17 protein-coding genes are annotated in these 15,984 nt (G+C 62.8%); all 17 read right to left on the reverse strand.

Annotated elements, in window-relative coordinates; genetic code table 11:
• Nucleotides 1-11: 11 nt before the first annotated feature.
• Complete coding sequence (locus tag B8783_RS16790) at nucleotides 12-1,205, reverse strand: molybdopterin molybdotransferase MoeA (protein WP_084421288.1); 1,194 nt, start codon at nucleotides 1,203-1,205, stop codon at nucleotides 12-14.
• Nucleotides 1,202-1,684 (reverse strand): cyclic pyranopterin monophosphate synthase MoaC, encoded by a 483-nt coding sequence (gene moaC / locus B8783_RS16795; protein ID WP_084421289.1) that lies wholly within the window; start codon nucleotides 1,682-1,684, stop codon nucleotides 1,202-1,204. The genes B8783_RS16790 and moaC overlap by 4 nt, the downstream gene beginning before the upstream one ends.
• Nucleotides 1,681-2,226, reverse strand: coding sequence for a molybdenum cofactor biosynthesis protein B (gene moaB / locus B8783_RS16800; RefSeq protein ID WP_199288164.1), 546 nt, complete (start codon nucleotides 2,224-2,226; stop codon nucleotides 1,681-1,683). The genes moaC and moaB overlap by 4 nt, the downstream gene beginning before the upstream one ends.
• A 1-nt stretch (nucleotide 2,227) precedes the next feature.
• On the reverse strand, nucleotides 2,228-2,695 hold the full coding sequence (locus tag B8783_RS16805; RefSeq protein WP_084421290.1) for a molybdenum cofactor biosynthesis protein MoaE: 468 nt from the start codon (nucleotides 2,693-2,695) through the stop codon (nucleotides 2,228-2,230).
• An 8-nt stretch (nucleotides 2,696-2,703) separates the two neighbouring features.
• Nucleotides 2,704-2,952: a molybdopterin converting factor subunit 1 gene (gene moaD / locus B8783_RS16810; RefSeq protein WP_084421291.1), complete on the reverse strand. Its 249-nt coding sequence runs from the start codon at nucleotides 2,950-2,952 to the stop codon at nucleotides 2,704-2,706.
• 3 nt (nucleotides 2,953-2,955) lie between these two features.
• Nucleotides 2,956-3,987: a GTP 3',8-cyclase MoaA gene (moaA, locus tag B8783_RS16815; protein WP_084421295.1), complete on the reverse strand. Its 1,032-nt coding sequence runs from the start codon at nucleotides 3,985-3,987 to the stop codon at nucleotides 2,956-2,958.
• The gene (locus B8783_RS16820) at nucleotides 3,980-5,473 is read right to left on the reverse strand and encodes an NTP transferase domain-containing protein (protein WP_084421298.1); all 1,494 of its coding nucleotides are present in this window, start codon (nucleotides 5,471-5,473) and stop codon (nucleotides 3,980-3,982) included. Before B8783_RS16820 ends, moaA begins: the two co-directional genes overlap by 8 nt.
• Before the next feature lie 46 nt (nucleotides 5,474-5,519).
• Nucleotides 5,520-5,861 (reverse strand): winged helix-turn-helix domain-containing protein, encoded by a 342-nt coding sequence (locus B8783_RS16825; protein WP_084421302.1) that lies wholly within the window; start codon nucleotides 5,859-5,861, stop codon nucleotides 5,520-5,522.
• A complete protein-coding gene (gene soxA, locus B8783_RS16830; RefSeq protein WP_084421305.1) occupies nucleotides 5,858-6,649 on the reverse strand; it encodes a sulfur oxidation c-type cytochrome SoxA in 792 nt (263 codons plus the stop codon). Before soxA ends, B8783_RS16825 begins: the two co-directional genes overlap by 4 nt.
• Nucleotides 6,646-6,966, reverse strand: coding sequence for a thiosulfate oxidation carrier complex protein SoxZ (gene soxZ, locus B8783_RS16835; protein ID WP_084421308.1), 321 nt, complete (start codon nucleotides 6,964-6,966; stop codon nucleotides 6,646-6,648). The genes soxA and soxZ overlap by 4 nt, the downstream gene beginning before the upstream one ends.
• A 10-nt stretch (nucleotides 6,967-6,976) precedes the next feature.
• Nucleotides 6,977-7,450 (reverse strand): SoxY-related AACIE arm protein, encoded by a 474-nt coding sequence (locus B8783_RS16840; RefSeq protein WP_084421311.1) that lies wholly within the window; start codon nucleotides 7,448-7,450, stop codon nucleotides 6,977-6,979.
• Between the two features lie 6 nt (nucleotides 7,451-7,456).
• Entirely contained in the window at nucleotides 7,457-7,906 is a 450-nt protein-coding gene (gene soxX / locus B8783_RS16845; protein ID WP_233355839.1) for a sulfur oxidation c-type cytochrome SoxX, read from the reverse strand.
• A complete protein-coding gene (locus B8783_RS16850; RefSeq protein ID WP_084421314.1) occupies nucleotides 7,903-9,180 on the reverse strand; it encodes an NAD(P)/FAD-dependent oxidoreductase in 1,278 nt (425 codons plus the stop codon). Before B8783_RS16850 ends, soxX begins: the two co-directional genes overlap by 4 nt.
• Nucleotides 9,177-9,497 (reverse strand): c-type cytochrome, encoded by a 321-nt coding sequence (locus B8783_RS16855; RefSeq protein ID WP_139792407.1) that lies wholly within the window; start codon nucleotides 9,495-9,497, stop codon nucleotides 9,177-9,179. The genes B8783_RS16850 and B8783_RS16855 overlap by 4 nt, the downstream gene beginning before the upstream one ends.
• 50 nt (nucleotides 9,498-9,547) lie before the next feature.
• Nucleotides 9,548-11,758, reverse strand: coding sequence for a xanthine dehydrogenase family protein molybdopterin-binding subunit (locus tag B8783_RS16860; RefSeq protein ID WP_084421319.1), 2,211 nt, complete (start codon nucleotides 11,756-11,758; stop codon nucleotides 9,548-9,550).
• Nucleotides 11,759-11,772: 14 nt separating this feature from the next.
• A complete protein-coding gene (locus B8783_RS16865) occupies nucleotides 11,773-12,228 on the reverse strand; it encodes a (2Fe-2S)-binding protein (RefSeq protein WP_084421322.1) in 456 nt (151 codons plus the stop codon).
• Between the two features lie 156 nt (nucleotides 12,229-12,384).
• Nucleotides 12,385-15,978, reverse strand: coding sequence for a hydantoinase B/oxoprolinase family protein (locus tag B8783_RS16870; protein ID WP_084422165.1), 3,594 nt, complete (start codon nucleotides 15,976-15,978; stop codon nucleotides 12,385-12,387).
• Nucleotides 15,979-15,984: the final 6 nt, after the last annotated feature.

Below are 15,984 nucleotides of genomic sequence, written 5' to 3' on the forward strand. Positions count from 1 at the left end.
CTAGAAAGCTGTCAGAGCTGGCCGATCAATAATATGTCGGCCAGCTCTCCTTTTTTGAGGGCTGGGGCATTCGGCAAGCGGCGCAGAAGCGCAGCGCTGGTTCGGAATGGCGTAATCAGCGAGCTATCCTGATTGGGCACGGGGTGAGCTTGCAACTGGCCTTGGCCGTCAACCTCGATCCGGGCCCGCATAAAGTGTTCGCGCGGGCCGTTCGCGCCGATGTCAGTTGCGACAGCCGCCTTGATGCGGCGATGCGGGGTGCCACTGACCAGAGGCTTCAAGAACAACCAGGCGCAGACCAGCGCCGAGGCCGGATTGCCGGGAAGGCCAAGCACGACATCCGGGCCACGCGTCGAAAACCAGGTTGGTTTGCCGGGACGCACGGCGATCTTTTCAAAGACGGGCGTGAAGCCAGCGGCCGCGAAGGCAGGGCGCATCAAATCGTGATCGCCGACCGAGGCGCCGCCGACGGGCAAGAAGATGTCGATATCTGTCGCGGCCTCGATATGTGAGGCGATAGATTCCATCGTGTCGGACGCTGTGCCGAGATCGACAGGCTCGCCGCCCCAATCGCGGATGAGCGCGGCGAGGGCGACAGGGTTCGAGTTCGCGATCTCGCCGCGTGACAGCGTAGAACCGGGGGCTTTCAACTCATTTCCATTGGCGAGGATGCCGACACGGGGGCGGCGTGTGACACTCACCGTGCCGATATTGCCCGCGGCGATGAGGGCGAGTTCAGCCGCGCCAAGCCGCGACCCGGCCTCGACGAGGCGGTCGCCTTGTTTGAAGTCGAGGCCCGCGCGGCGGATGAACTGAGGCGCCTCATAGGCTTCGCGGCAGATCAGCGTGTCGCCGGTCCGGTCGGCGTCTTCCTGGATGACAATGTGATCGGCGCCTGCCGGAATTTCCCCGCCGGTGAAGATTCGGACGGCCTCGCCCTGATCTAGCTTTCCCGTAAAAGGATTGCCGGCCGGGCTTTCGCCGATGACGTTGAGTTCAGCGCCCGGGGATTTCACATCGGAGAGGCGCACGGCGTAGCCATCCATGGCGGACATGTCCGTTGGCGGACGGCTTGCGGCTGCGCTCACATCTTCGGCGAGGATACGCCCGTGTGCCGCTTCGAGGGCGACGGTGTCGACCTTGAGGCCTGGCGCGTGCGCCTTCAGCTGCGCGAACGCTTCTTCGACGCTAATCATGCCGGTCATTGGTCAGCCTTGCGGTAGTCACCGGACTTTCCGCCGGTCTTTTCTGTGAGCTCAATCGCCTCGATGACCATGGCCTTATCGACGGCTTTCAGCATGTCGTAGATCGTAAGGCAGGCGGCCGAGACGGCTGTCAGCGCCTCCATCTCGACGCCGGTCTGGCCGGACGTTTTGACCCGTGCTGTCACGATGAGCGCGGGCTCGTTTTCTGCCGGTTCGATGGCGACCTTTACGCTCGACAGGGCGAGCGGGTGGCAGAGCGGGATGAGATCAGAGGTTCGTTTGGCCGCCATGATCCCGGCAAGCTCGGCAATGGCGATGGGGTCGCCCTTTCTGGTGTCGCGGCTTTTGGCGAGGGCGAGCGTCGCCGGGGCCATGCGGACGCGGCCTGTCGCGATGGCGATGCGCTCGGTCACGGCCTTGTCGCCGACATCGACCATGCGGGCGCGGCCGTCAGGCCCGATATGGGTCAGCCCGCTCAATGTCCATGCTCCACATGTTCCATGAGGCGCGGCATCAGTTCAACGAGGTTGCAGGGCTTGTGGCGGCTGTCGAGTTGCAGCGAGATGACCTTGTCCCAGCCATCCTTCACCGCGCCGTTTGAGCCGGGCAGGCAGAATATGAAGGTCCCATTCGCAAGCCCGGCGACGGCGCGAGATTGTAAGGTCGAAAGGCCGACACTCTCAAAGCTGACCTGGTGAAAGATCACCGAGAAGCCTTCGATGACCTTGTCGAAGAGCGGCATGACCGCTTCTGGCGTCACATCGCGGCCCGTAAGGCCCGTGCCACCGGAACTGATGATCACGTCGACATCCGGATCAGCGATGAGGGCGGAGACTTTGGCGCGGATCGCGGCCTTGTCGTCCGGGACGATGGCGCGTTCGGCCACTTCATGGCCCGCCGCTTCAATGCGTTTGACGAGCGTCATGCCTGAGGTGTCAGTTTCCAGCGTGCGTGTGTCGCTCATGATCAGCACGGCAATCCGTACAGGGATGAATTTCAGCTTCTCATTTATGCCGTGCATTTCAGGCGGTCTCCGTCTTGTCGTTTTTCCAGCGCGCATTGTCGCGATAGTCCTGGGTGCGCGGTTCAATCCAGCGCTCGCCATCTGAGGTGACTTCCTTTTTCCAGAAGACGGCCTCGGTTTTCAGATAATCCATCAGAAAGTCGGCCGCTTCGAACGCGGCGCGCCGATGAGCGGAGGCCGTCGCAACGAACACGATCGGTTCGGCCGGGGCCATGTCGCCGGTACGATGGATGATCTGCGCGGCTGTCAGCGGCCAGCGGGTGAGGGCCGCGTCGAGCGCGTTTTGCATGCCGCGCTCGGTCATTGGTGAATAGGCCTGAAGGTGAAGCGTGCTGACGGTTTTGTCTGACGCCCTGTCGCGCACAAGCCCGATAAAGCTGACAATGGCGCCCGCGCCCTCGGCCCGCGCCTGAAAGCTGGCAAGCGCGTCTGATGGGCTGAACGGTAGGTCGGTGAGCGTAATCAAGATCTGGCCTATCCGCCGCCGACGGGCGGCATAAAGGCCACTTCGTCGCCGTCTGAAACAGGCTGAGGGCCGTCTACAATCTCACTGTTGAGCGCGAGCCGGACGGTCTGTTCCAGCAGGGCGCCGTTCGTGGCTTTTGTCTCGTCGAGCCAGTGGCGAAGCGCGAGCGTGTCGCGGACTTCTGGCGGCAGGGTGATGGCTTCGCCGGCAGTGCCGGTGACGTCGCTGAGGCGTCCGAAGTAGAGGATCTGCACCATTGGTCAGCCTCCCGTTGTCGACATATGCCGGGGAAGCGCAGGGCGCTCGTCCGGGGCGGTGATTTCAAAATCATGCCGTTCCGGTTTGGCGAAGAGGGCGCGGTCTAGCGCGGCATCGAGGGCAGCCTGCGGATCGGCGCTGTCGCGCAAGGCGGCGCGCAGATCGATATGATCATCCTGGCCGAGGCACATATAAATGCGACCGGTACAGGTGACGCGGACGCGGTTACAACCGGCGCAGAAATTATTGGTGAGCGGCGTGATGAAGCCAAGGCGGCCGCCAGTCTCTTCTATGCGCACATAGCGGGACGGGCCAGCATTTGCGGGGGCGCTGGCCTCATCGCTCAGCGTCCAGCGCTGTTCCAGCGCGTCGCGAACCTCAAACAGGGGCAGGTATTGATCGTAACGGTCTTCGCCCGTCAGGCCGAGCGGCATGACCTCAATGAGCGTCATGTCGAAGCCGCGCCTATGCGCCCATTTGATCATTTCCGGTAGCTCGTCAGCGTTCTGGTGCTTCAGGGCGACCGTGTTGATCTTGATCGTCAGTCCTGCGCGGTCGGCTGCGTCGATGCCGGCCATGACCTTATCGAACTCGCCTCGGCGCGTGATCTGGCGGAACGTGTCCGGATTGAGTGTATCGAGCGAGATGTTCACGCGCCGCACGCCTGCGGCGACAAGTTGATTGGCGTGTTGCGTCATGAGGGTCGCATTCGTCGTGAGGGTCAGTTCTTCAAGCCCGGCGCCCATATGGCGGCCAAGCCCTTGGAAGAGCGCGCCGATATCCTTTCGCACGAGGGGTTCGCCGCCGGTGATGCGGATCTTGGTAACGCCGCGCCGGATGAACGCCTCTGCAACGGTCTGTAGCTCTTCGAGGCTGAGCAGGTCCTTCTTTGGCAGGAAGGTCATGTTTTCGGCCATGCAATAGGCGCAGCGAAGGTCGCAACGGTCGGTCACAGACAGGCGCAGATAGCTGACGGTGCGCCCGAAGCGGTCGACCAGCGGGGCAGGTTTGATCGGCATATGTCCGTCAGGCATGCGTGAGACCTTCCGCGTGCTCAAGGTCTGAGACGCTGTCGATATCGATGGCGCTCTGGGGTGGCAGATCGACCGTGGCGGTCTCGGCGAGCTTGTTGAATACTGATTTTGCGCCAGCGTCACCGGTCAGCTTTTTCAGGGCGTCGAAGGTGGTGTGATGGAAGATAGCTGGCGGGCAGAGCACGTCGCCGGTCTGGCTCATCACGGAGGACTTGCCTGACGTGAAAGTGGCCTGAAGGGCCTCAAGATGGGTGTCGGTGATCTGAGGCATGTCACCGAGGATCACCATGGCGGCTTTGGCGCCTGCGGTCTCTGCGGCGAGAATGCCGTGGGCGAGGGACGTCGATTGACCGTCCTCGGCATCGAAATTGGTGATGACGTCCCAGCCTGCGTCGATGAGCAGTTCAGCGCGGGCGCGGTCTCCGGGGCCGATGACGGCGATGCGCGCGGCAAGTGGCGTATCGGTGAGCGCAGAGGCGGCGTGGGAGAGGACGGCTTGGCCGCGGAGCTCTGCCAGAAGCTTGTCGCCGCTCTCGAACCGCTGTGACTGGCCCGCCGCGAGCAAAATGAGTGCTGTTTGGGCGAAAGGTTTGCGGCGCAAGTCGTGATAGGCGCTGACGATTTCGGCAAGCACGGAGATGGCGAGCATGGAAGCGTCGCGCATGGAGGCCACAAGGCCGATGGGCCCGCGGACACGTTCAAGCTGCGGGGCTGAGACGCCCTCAGTTTTCAGGGCGTCGAGCCGGTTGGCATGTGTGCGGCGACTGCCGACCGCGCCGATATAGAAGGCGGGGCCGCTGAGGGCTTGCTTCAGGAGTGACGTCTCCCAATCACGGTCGTGGAACATCAGGATGAAGGCCGTCCACGGATCATCATCCGTGGGCGGAAGGTCTGACGGCGTGACGAGACGCGTTACGGCTGGCAGGTTTTCCGCGCGGGCGAGGGCGACGTCATCCTCATCGGGGAGCTGCAGTTCGGCGGCGATACCAGCGGAGGCCGCGATGCGGGCAAGGGCAAGGCAATCGGCGCCGCGCCCCGCGATGCGTAGGCGGGGTTTCGGCGTGTAATGCGGGTGAAAACCGTCCAGCTCTGGAAGGGTGAGCGTGGTTGCCTGCCGGGACGCGAGCGCGCGTGCGGCGCGGCGGATTTCTAAGATGTCAGGCTGGGGGAGGATCGCGACCTCTATGGCGCCGCCGCAGGGCAGGGGGAGGTCCGGGAAGGGCGAGCCAGCGCCGTATAGAAGGGTCAGCGCCTTGCCGGTTTTGATCGCGTTGCGGGCCTGTAGCGCAACATCTGCGTCGACGCAGCCGCCGGAAATATAGCCCGCAACATCGCCTGTCTCGTTCACGGCCATCAGGGCGCCGGGGGCGCGCACGCCGCCGCCTTCGGTTGCGGTGACGACGATCAGGGCGGCACGAGCATCTTCCGACCAGACCAGAAACTGGCCCAGCACATCTTCTGGATGTTCTGGATAGGTGCACGTCATCTGTCTCACAGGTCCGTTGTAAACGACCAATTAGAACGACGCCAGCTCAATTCGAGGCGGTGATCGCAGCCAAAGCCTCAAGTGCGGGGCCAGTTGAGGAGGCAGCCGCCTCGACGGCCTGATTGTAGAGCGTCAGGACGTCTGCCCCGGTACTCGTGAGATGGGAGCCGCCGCGCTCTGCGCCGCCATGGGTGGATGCAATGACGGGCGCGGCGAAATCGCGGTTCAGCTCTTCAATGAGTTTGAGCGCCCGCGGATAGGACATTGAAAGGCTGGCAGCGGCTTTGCGGATGGAGCCCTCGCTGTCGATGGTCTTCAACAGGGCGATTTTGCCCGGCCCGAGCTTGCCGCCATTGGCGAGATTTATCCGGATGCTCAGCGCAGTCATCGCCGGACCCCGGGCGATTCCAGTGGCAAGCCTTCGGCGCGCTTGGCGAGGTATAGTTCAACGGCGAGATAGTCGTCCGAGCCATAATCCAGCGGTTCGGCGCGCACACCGGCGTCGCAATCGCGCAGGCGCCGTTGCAGGGAGCCGAACGTCTGCCATTCAAGCCGGTAGCCCGGAAAGCCCGTGCCATGGCCCTGGCTGATCGTGTCGCCGCGCAGCTGTTTGCCCCAATTATCGTCGTGGCATTGGGTGCAGGCGAGGTTGAGCTGGCCGCGACGGGTAAAGAAATAGTCGCGGCCCTTTTCGAACCAGGGCGAGGCTGCACCGCTGATATCGACCTCTATCGGTTCGCCGCGCGACAGCTCCGCGACATAGGCGGTTAGCGCCAGAAGGTCTTCGCTCTCATAGGCGAGTGGTTCGAGTGATTGATGACGGGTGCGGCAGGCATTGATGCGCGCTTCGATGTTCATCAACTCGCCGGTCTCATCATCGATAGCCGGATAGTGAGCGGCGACGCCCGCAAGATTTGTGTCCTCGCCCTCATGGCAGGATGCGCAGGCGGGGTGACCGTCGCGGGCTTCGTGAAAGAGGGCCTCGCCGCGTTCAACCCAAAGCATGCCGGGATTGGCGAAATCATCCTCCTGCAGGGCGCGCGTATCGGGTTGAAGGAAGGTTGAGCCTGACTGGAGTGGTTCGGGGCGCGAGAGCTCGGCACCTGTATCGGCCGGGGCCGAGGGTTCGGTGCAGCCCGCCAAAAGCAGCAAAAGGCCAAGGCCTGCCCGCTTCACTTTACCGTCAGCTCATGGGTCTGTGCCCAGCTCTCACCGAACTCGTCGGTCCAGCGGAATTCGATCGGGCCGGACTTTGTCGCCTTGGTATAGAAGGTGAGGATGGGATTGGCGGCGATGCCGGGATAGAATTCGGCCTCGAAGACCGTCTCGCCATCATAGGTGCAGACAAATTGCTTGATGATGTTGCGCTTGACCTCCTCGCCTTTGGAGTCGCGGCGATAGCCTGTCTCCATCGGGTGCTGGATCAGGGCTTTCAGTTCGATCACTTCGCCTTTGCTGGCGGTGTCGGGGGCGGCGATGCGGATGGTGGCCATGTCTGCTGTCCTATCCGATGATGCAGGCGGCGAGCGTGACGACCGTGCTGGCCGTGCCGCGCCAGAGGCTGCCATCATTCATCTCGGCAATGGCGCGAATGGTCTGCGTGCCAGCCATGCGGATACGGGTTGAGACTTCGGCCTTGCCGGCGCGGGGGCCGAGTTTGAATTCAGCGATCTCGGCGATCGGATTGCGCGGAGAGACGATGACGATGCGTTTGACGTGATTGCGTTTCGTCATCGGGCTGTCGACGCTGACCTTGAGGGCGACGGAGTTACCGTTCTCAGCAATTGGCGGCAGGGTGAGGGTGACCTTGCCATCCTTGATCGGACGGTCTCCGAATGTCTTCAGGATATAGGCGTCGGCATCGGCAACTTCAGCGCTCGCCGTGGCGGGGAGCATGACCGCAGCAAGACCTGCGGCGCCCGTTAGCAGCAGCGTGCGTCGATCAATGTGCGGCGCGGTCTTGTTCATATCATCCATACGTCTTCAGCCTTCCTGGCCCGACAGATAGGCGACCAGATCCTCGATCTGGCTGGCCGTCAGGGCAGGTTTGCCCTGATATTCGGGAGCGACCTGATTGAGGTCTCCTGTGCGATAATATGATGGCATCACCGTCTCAGGCCAGATTTTTTGTGCGTCGGCGACGCGAAGGCGTATCTGCGCGGGGGTAAGCCGGGTGCCGACAGCGGTCAGAGTTGGGCCGACATCGCCCTGAAAATCTGCATCTAATCCATCAATCGCGTGGCAGAGGACGCAGTGGCCCTGTTCGCGCTCGGCGAACACCTTTTCGCCCCGGACCGCATCGCCGGTCAGGCCCATGAGCGATTTTGGGATAGTATCGGCTTCAATCGTGACGGGCGTCGCGAGACGCGTGTCGGAAGGCTGGTTGCAGGCAGGTAGGGCAATCAGCAGCAGGGCTGCGAACGCTCTCATCATCCGAACGTGTCGCTTGTGATCGTGGCGAACCAGGCTTCGGCCTGCTCAGCCTCGGCATTCCGGACATTGAAGTCTGCGCCATAGGGGCTGACACCGCCGGCGCCTTCGACGCTGCTGATCGAGCTGCCGCCATTATTGTAGACGCCGGTGATGGACACAGCCTCGTCCGGCGTTGTGTAGGAGTAGCAGGTATTTGCGAGCACGGTTGGCGCGAGCGTCTTGCCCGACAGCGCCCTTGCGATCTGCAGGGCGCAGAGCTTGCCCTGGAGGTTTGCGGAAAAGGCTGACTTCGGCATGGGCGCAGCGATGGTCGCGTCGCCAATGACGTGAATATTGGGCTGCAGCGGCGAGGAGAAGTCGAGCGGATTGATCGGGCACCAGCCGGTTTCATCTGCAACGCCGGCGCGCTCTGCGATCAGGCCCGCCTTCTGCGGAGGGATGACGTTTGCGACATCGGCTTTGATAACATCAAAGTCAGTCGAGAGGGTCATGGTCGCCGTGTTGACCGAAACAGTGCGGCCGAAATCTGATGCGCTGCGCCATTCCAGGTGGTCCGGGTAATGCTCTGCCCAGGCTTCCAGAAATAAGGGCTTCTTGGAGAACTCATCCTTGGCGTCGAGCACGAGCAGTTTCGAGTTCGGCTTGGTGGTTTTGAGATAGTGAGCGATCAGGCTGGCGCGTTCATAGGGCCCCGGTGGGCAGCGGAAGGGCGCAAGCGGGACGGACATGACGACGAGGCCGCCATCTTCCATGTCTTCGAGTTGCTGGCGAAGGAGGCTCGTCTGTGGCCCGGCTTTCCAGGCATGCGGCATGATCTCGGCGGCGGCCTCATCATAGCCTTCCAGCGCGACCCAGCGAATATCGATGCCGGGTGACAGGACGAGCCGATCAAAGGCGAGCGTGTCGCCATTGTCGAGCGTGACAGAGCCGGCCTCTGCGTTCACATCACTGGCACGGGCATGAATGACGTCGATGCCGAGCGATTTCAGGCTGTCATAAGTAAAGCGCTGCTGGCTGATGTCCCGCACGCCGCCGATGACGAGGTTGCTGAACGGGCAGGCGACGTATTCAGTTGCTGGCTCAACAAGTGTGACGCTCGCGTCTGGCAGATAGGTCTTGAGATACCGCGCGGCTGTCGCGCCGCCAAAGCCGCCGCCCACAACGACAAGCTTCGCCTTTGTTTGCGCAAGCGCATGCGGCGAGAGCAGGGCGAAGGCGGCGCTGCCTGTGAGGCCTGCGAGGACGTGCCGACGGTGAGGGAAAGGCCCTGTCATTCGGTGTCTCCCGCGATGTAGGCGCTGACGGATTGAATCTCCGCATCCGAATAGCCGCGCATCAGGCGGTGCATGACCGTGGTGCCTTCGGCGTCAGTCTTATAAGCCATAAGGCGCTCGCTTAGATCGGCGGCGGTGTACCCGTCCAGATTTGCGATCGCGCCGCCCTTTGCGCCATGACAGCCGGAGCAGGACAGGGCGAGGCTCGCCGGTTCGCTGAGCCCCGACATGTCGGGGGCGTCTGACGTGCTGCTCGCCTCCGTTGAGGTTTCGGCGCTAGCGGCAGGGGTGTCAGCGGATGGATTGCAGGCGCTCATCAGACCGCCTGCAACCATCAATGCGAAAGGTAAGATCAGCGCCCTTTGCGTCACGCGTCCCTCAGGTTTTGATCCTTGATCGGCAGCTGGCGCACCCGCTTGCCGGTGGCCGCATAGATGGCGTTGAGAACCGCTGGTGTCGCAACAGCGATTGTAGGTTCGCCCACGCCGCCCCAGAAGCCGCCTGATGGCATCACAATGGTTTCGACTTCCGGCATGTCGGCGATGCGCATGGAGTTGTAGGTGTCGAAATTCTTCTGCTGGGTTTCACCGTTTTCGAAGGTGATTTCCTGATAGAGCGCGGCCGACAGTCCGTACACGAATGAACCAGCAACCTGCGCGTCGATCTGTTGTGGATTGACCGCGATGCCTGGGTCGGTGGCCGCAACAATCCGGTCGACCTTGAGTTTGCCATCATCATCGACTGTGACCTCGGCGCACGCGGCTGTGTAGGCGCCGAATGAATAGAACGCGCAGAGGCCGCGCGCCTTGCCATCGTCAGAGCCCCAGCCGGATTTCTCGGCGACGGCTCTCAGGACGGCGGCCAGTTCAGGCGTGTCCTGCATGTATTCCAGACGAAATTCCAGCGGGTCGCGGCCAGCCGCATGGGCGAGCTCGTCCATGAAACATTCCAGATAGATGGCATTCTGGTTGGCGTTCACGCCGCGCCAGAAGCCGGGACGGACCGGTGGGTTCCGCATGGCGTGATCAAACTGGATGGCCGGGAAGGTGTATTTCAGCGTCTGGTCTTCTGCGCCGGGCGATTTGCCCATCGGAAGAAGGCCCTGGAACGCGTAAGGGTCCATGCCATTGCGCAGGGCTTGCGGCATCAAACCGGAGAGGATCGACTGACCGGCCAGCCGGATCTTGATCCCGACAAGCTTGCCATCCGCGTCGAGCGCGCCCTGACAGCGTGCCTTGGTGATCGGATGGTAGAAGCCATGTTGCATGTCTTCTTCGCGCGACCAGATCAGCTTGATCGGTGTGCCTGGCATCTGCTTGGCGATCGAGACAACCTGACTGACATAGTCACTCATGCCGCGTCGGCCGAAACCGCCGCCGAGCAGCTGTTTGTAGACGTCGCACTGGGCGATTGGCAGGCCGGAGGCTTCGGCGGCCGCGGCAAGCGCAGCCTCACCATTCTGCGTCGGGCACCAGACGTCGCACTTGTCTTCTGTCCAGACGGCTGTCGCGGTCATCGGCTCCATGCAGGCATGGTTCTGCAAGGGCGCGTTGTAGCGGGCTTCGACGATCTGTGCGGCGCCATCAAATGCGGCGTCCACATCGCCTTTCTGGTTGCCCATGAAGGCTTCGTCGGCTTCCAGGGCGCTGTCGAGCTCGGCTTCGAAAGCTGAACTGGAGAAGTCCGATCCTTCGCCCGGCGTCCATTCAACCGGAAGCGCGTCAATCGCCTTCTTGGCTTGCCACCAATAGTCGGCAACGACGGCGACGCCCGGAAATTGGCCATCGACTTCGAGGACTTTGCGCACACCCGGCATCGAGGACACTGCATCGGCATCGAAGGAGGCAAGCGTGCCGCCGCGCATCGGGGCCTGTTTGATAGCGGCGTTGAGCATGCCGTCGAGCTTGATGTCGGAGCTGTATTGCTGGGCGCCAGTTGTCTTGTCGATAGTGTCGAGGCGCTGTTTAGGCTGACCGGCAATTGTCCACTCGGACGGGTCTTTCAGCTTGATGTCGGTCGGCGGGGTGAGCTTGCTGGCGGCGTCGGCGACGGCGCCATAGGTCAGCGTGTTGCCGGATGGCCCGTGCGTGATGACACCTTTGGAGACCGAACATTCGCCAACGGGAACCTCCCACTCGTTTGAGGCCGCTTCGATCAGCATCAGGCGGGCAGCGGCGCCGCCTTCACGGACATATTGATGGCTGCCGCGAATGCCGCGGGAGCCGCCGGTGGAGAAGTCTTTCCAGACCCGGTCGCGGGCAAGGTTTTCGCCTGGTGTCGGGTATTCGGTGACGACCTTGTCCCAGTCGCATTCAAGCTCTTCTGCGACGAGCTGGGCGAGACCGGTGAGCGTGCCCTGTCCCATCTCGGAGCGCGCGATGCGGATGGTGACCACATCGTCATTGCCGATATGGACCCAGGCGTTCACTTCAGGATTGGGTTCGGCGTTCGCGGCGGCATCCGTGTCGGAAGCGTCGTCGCCGCCCGGTGCGCAGGAGGCCAGAATGCCGATCGTCAGACCGGCAGCGCCAGTGCCGATGATGAAATTGCGGCGTGAGAGGCGGAATGTGTCAGCCATGTCGTGTCTCCCCCTCAGGCTTTCTTGGTCTTGGCGAGATGGATGCCGGGACGAACCCGGGCAAATGTCCCGCAGCGGCAGATATTTGTGATCTGCTGGTCGATGTCTTCGTCCGTGGCGTCCGGCTTCTCATTGAGCAGGGCAGCGGCGGCCATGATCATGCCGGGCTGGCAGTAGCCGCACTGGGGGATATCCATCTCGACCCAGGCTTGCTGGACGGGGTGGCTCCCATCCTCGGACAGGCCTTCGATCGTTGTGATGTTCTCTTCGCCAGTCAGCGCGCCGACCGGATAGGTGCAGGAGCGAACGGCGCGACCGTCGATATGGATCGTGCAGGAGCCGCACTGAGCGATGCCGCACCCATATTTTGTGCCGGTCAGTCCCAGATGCTCTCGGATAACCCAGAGTAGCGGTGTCGATTCATCCGCGTCTACAGTTACCGTCTCACCATTTACCTTGATATCAGCCATGACCCTGTCCTCCTCCGGCGTTGCGGTGTCGTGCGATTGGACCGGCGATGCTGCTATGCAGTCCGCCAGGTTGGGGGAAATGCCCGCAAATCGACCTTAACCTCTATCAACACTAGAGCGATGCCTTACGCCACGCCAGTGCACGGGCCAAAAAAACTATGGGTCGATTGTGCGAACAGGACCGTAGCCACCGGCGCCGGGGGTGAGGATGGTGATCGCGTCGCCAACGTTGAGGTTGGCTGTGGCGACGCCGGTGATGCTTTCGCGGGTGCCATCCTGTCTCTCGACCCATTGCTGCCCGGTTGCGCCGGGGGCTGCCCCTTTGAGGCCGAAGGGCGGGACTTCTCTTGAGGAAGAGACGAGGGTGGCAACGGTTTGGCTGAGCGCACGTACACGGCGGATCACCCCGTCGCCGCCCGTGAATTCTCCCTTGCCGCCGGAGCCTTGCCGCAGCGCGAAGGCCTCAATGCGGAGCGGGTAACCCATCTCCATGATTTCAGGATCAGTGATGCGGGTATTCGTCATGTGGGTGTGGACCCCGCCCGCGCCATCAAAACCGGGGCCAGCACCGCTGCCGCCGCAAATGGTTTCGTAATATTGGTAGGTGTCGTTTCCGAAGAGCAGATTGTTCATTGTGCCTTGCGACGCGGCAGAGGCGCCGAGGGCGCCGAGAAGCACATTGCAGACGGCCTGGCTGACTTCGGTATTGCCTGCAACCACGGCGGCGCCATGTGAGGGCGACAGGAAAGATCCATCCGGGATCACCAGCTCCAGCGGACGCATACAGCCTTCATTAAGTGGGAGTTCGTCGCGCACAAGGCATCTGAAGACGTAGAGCACCGCTGAGCGGCAGACGACGGGCGGGGCATTGAAATTGCCGGGTCGCTGAGGGCCTGTGCCCGTAAAGTCGATTACAGCGCTTCGGGTTTCGCGATTGACCCGGACGCTGACGCAGAGGGGCAGGCCGTCATCCATCTCGATCTGCATTTCGCCGTCGTTCAGCCGGTCGATGACGCGTCTTACGCTTTCCTCGGCATTGTCGAGCACGTGGCCGGCATAGTTGGCGACGCCCTCCCAGCCATATCTGTCGACCATGGCGAGCATGTCGTTCGCGCCAGCCCGGTTGGCGGCGATCTGGGCGCGGATGTCGGAGATGTTGGCGTCTGGGTTGCGGGCAGGATAGGGCGCGCCGAGCAACAGATCGCGCAAAGCCGCTTCCTGAAACTCGCCTTCGCTGAGGACTAGCAGGTCGTCGATGATGACGCCTTCCTCTTCGAGGCTTTTGGCATCGGGCGGAGTGGAGCCGGGGGTTAGTCCGCCAATATCGGCGTGATGACCACGATTGGCGACGAAGAAGCGGATTGATGCGCCGGTGCGGTCAAAAACCGGGGCGATCAGGGTGACGTCTGGCAGGTGCGTGCCGCCATTGAAGGGGTTGTTGAGGGCGATCATGTCGCCCGGTTGCAGCGTTGCCCCGCGGCTGGCGAGGACCGTGCGCACACTCTCGCCCATGGCGCCGAGGTGGACCGGCATATGCGGGGCATTGGCGAGGAGGCGGCCCTTGTCGTCGAAGACCGCGCAGGAGAAGTCGAGCCGTTCCTTGATGTTCACGCTGGTGGCTGTGTCGCGCAGCACAGCACCCATCCGCTCGGCGACGGACATGAACATGTTGTTGAAGAGCTCAAGCAGGACCGGGTCTGGCGTTTCGGTGGCGGCGATCAGCTCACGCGGGGCCGCTTCATCGCGGGTGAGAACGAGCTCGCCGCCCTGCTCGACGCGGGCGGTCCAGCCTTTGTCGATGACGCTGGTGCCGGTCGCCTCGCTGATCAGGGCAGGACCTTTCAGCTCTGTGCCGGGCGTCAGCGTGGCGCGCGGATAGATGTGCGTGTCACATGGCTCGCCTGCCGACCAGAAGCGGGCGGGGCGCGGCGATGTTGGCTCGGTAGAGGCACTTGTCTGAAGCGCGCTTGCCGGTGGGCCGGGGCGGCGGGCTTCACAGGAGACTGTTTCAAGGATCAGCGCGCGGCCTGGGCTCGCAAAGCCGAATTGCTGCTGGTGCTTTGCTTCGAAGGCAGCGCGCATGGAGGCGATGTCACCGAACGGCACGTCGATGGCGGTGTCCGTGCCCTGATAGCGAAGGCCAGCGCTGCTTTTCCATTCGAGGCCATTGGGGCCGAGGCGCGCCTCGACGGTCTGGCGAAGGGCTTCGATCCGCTCACGGGCTGTTTTCAGGCTGTCTTCATCGAGCGGGCGTTCAATCGAGGCGCGGGCGATATCGATTTCGTCCGAGAGGCCGATGCCGACAGCTGACAGAACACCCGCGAGTGGGTGAATGATGATGGTCCGGATGGAGAGCTCATCTGCGACGAGGCAGGCATGTTGCCCGCCAGCCCCGCCAAAGCATTGCAGCGCGAAATCTGCCGGGTCACGCCCGCGTTCCAGCGTTACCTTGGCGATGGCGCGGGCCATATTCGCGACCGCGATGCGAAGGAAACCATCAGCGACGCCTTCGGGCGTCTGCGGGATGTCGGTTTCAGCCTCGATCTGCTTGGCGAGCGTTTCGAATTTCTGTCTCACCGTTTCAGCGTCCAGTGGCTGGTCTTGATCGGGGCCGAAGACTGCAGGGAAGGCGTCTGGCTGAATACGGCCGAGGCAGATATTGGCGTCGGTGACGGTAAGGGGGCCGCCGCGCCGGTAGGCGGCTGGGCCCGGATTGGCGCCTGCACTGTCCGGCCCGGCCTGCAATCGGCCCTGATCGAACTTCAGGATGGAGCCGCCACCAGCGGCGACCGTGTTGATATCCATCATCGGGACACGGAGCGGCGTTCCAGCGACCTCGGTTTCGGTGACGCGCTCGAAATCGCCTTCATAGACGCAGATGTCGGTGGAGGTGCCGCCCATATCGAAGCCGATGATGCGGCTGTGGCCGATGGCTTCGGCTGTGCGGGCCGCGCCGACGACACCGCCAGCCGGGCCGGAGAGGATCGCATCCTTGCCCTGAAAATTGCGCGCATCCATCAGCCCGCCATTGGACTGCATGAAGTGAAGCTCCGTTCCGCCCAGCTCGCCTGCGACCTGATCGACATAGCGGCGCAGGACCGGCGTCAGATAGGCGTCAGTTGTGCCGGTTGCGGCGCGCGCGACATAGCCCGCCAGTGGATCGGCTTGATGGCTGAGCGAGACGGTCTTGAACCCTGCTTCGCGGGCAAGCTCTCCGAGGCGCAGCTCATGGCCTGGATGTTTCCAGGCGTGGAGGAGGGCGATGGCGCACGCTTCGATCCCGTCCCTGCGGGCGGCTTTGAGCGCGTCGAGTGCAGCGGCTTCATCAAGGGCGGTGAGGTCATTGCCGTCAAGATCGACCCGGCCATCGACTTCGACGACCCGCTCATACAGCGTCGCCGGTCGGTCAATCTCAAGGTCGAACAGGCGAGGGCGGGCCTGGCGTCCGATGATGAGGAGATCGGCAAAGCCGCGATTGACGAGGAGCAGGGTCCGCGCGCCCTTTCGTTCGAGCAAGGCATTGGTCGCGACAGTCGTGCCCATTCGCACTTGCGCGATGTCATCGACGGGCAGAGGCGAGCCAGCGGGGCTGCCGGTCAGACGGCGGATGCCTTCGATGGCGGCATCGGGGTAAGCTTCAGGGTTTTCGCTGAGTAGCTTGGCAACGCGGGTCTCGCCGCCCGGCGCACGGGCGACGATGTCGGTGAACGTGCCGCCTCGGTCGATCCAGAATTGCCACTTGTCAGTCATTTCGGC

This window comes from Henriciella litoralis (assembly GCF_002088935.1).
Classification (GTDB): domain Bacteria; phylum Pseudomonadota; class Alphaproteobacteria; order Caulobacterales; family Hyphomonadaceae; genus Henriciella; species Henriciella litoralis.

What these genes read in the sequence shown, in the direction of transcription:
- B8783_RS16790 (WP_084421288.1), bottom strand. Translation starts at nt 1,205, where the DNA reads ATGACCGGCATGATTAGCGTCGAAGAAGCGTTCGCGCAGCTGAAGGCG.
- moaB (WP_199288164.1), bottom strand. Translation starts at nt 2,226, where the DNA reads ATGCACGGCATAAATGAGAAGCTGAAATTCATCCCTGTACGGATTGCC.
- moaD (WP_084421291.1), bottom strand. Translation starts at nt 2,952, where the DNA reads ATGGTGCAGATCCTCTACTTCGGACGCCTCAGCGACGTCACCGGCACT.
- moaA (WP_084421295.1), bottom strand. Translation starts at nt 3,987, where the DNA reads ATGCCTGACGGACATATGCCGATCAAACCTGCCCCGCTGGTCGACCGC.
- B8783_RS16820 (WP_084421298.1), bottom strand. Translation starts at nt 5,473, where the DNA reads ATGACGTGCACCTATCCAGAACATCCAGAAGATGTGCTGGGCCAGTTT.
- B8783_RS16825 (WP_084421302.1), bottom strand. Translation starts at nt 5,861, where the DNA reads ATGACTGCGCTGAGCATCCGGATAAATCTCGCCAATGGCGGCAAGCTC.
- soxZ (WP_084421308.1), bottom strand. Translation starts at nt 6,966, where the DNA reads ATGGCCACCATCCGCATCGCCGCCCCCGACACCGCCAGCAAAGGCGAA.
- B8783_RS16840 (WP_084421311.1), bottom strand. Translation starts at nt 7,450, where the DNA reads ATGGATGATATGAACAAGACCGCGCCGCACATTGATCGACGCACGCTG.
- soxX (WP_233355839.1), bottom strand. Translation starts at nt 7,906, where the DNA reads ATGATGAGAGCGTTCGCAGCCCTGCTGCTGATTGCCCTACCTGCCTGC.
- B8783_RS16850 (WP_084421314.1), bottom strand. Translation starts at nt 9,180, where the DNA reads ATGACAGGGCCTTTCCCTCACCGTCGGCACGTCCTCGCAGGCCTCACA.
- B8783_RS16855 (WP_139792407.1), bottom strand. Translation starts at nt 9,497, where the DNA reads ATGAGCGCCTGCAATCCATCCGCTGACACCCCTGCCGCTAGCGCCGAA.
- B8783_RS16860 (WP_084421319.1), bottom strand. Translation starts at nt 11,758, where the DNA reads ATGGCTGACACATTCCGCCTCTCACGCCGCAATTTCATCATCGGCACT.
- B8783_RS16865 (WP_084421322.1), bottom strand. Translation starts at nt 12,228, where the DNA reads ATGGCTGATATCAAGGTAAATGGTGAGACGGTAACTGTAGACGCGGAT.
- B8783_RS16870 (WP_084422165.1), bottom strand. Translation starts at nt 15,978, where the DNA reads ATGACTGACAAGTGGCAATTCTGGATCGACCGAGGCGGCACGTTCACC.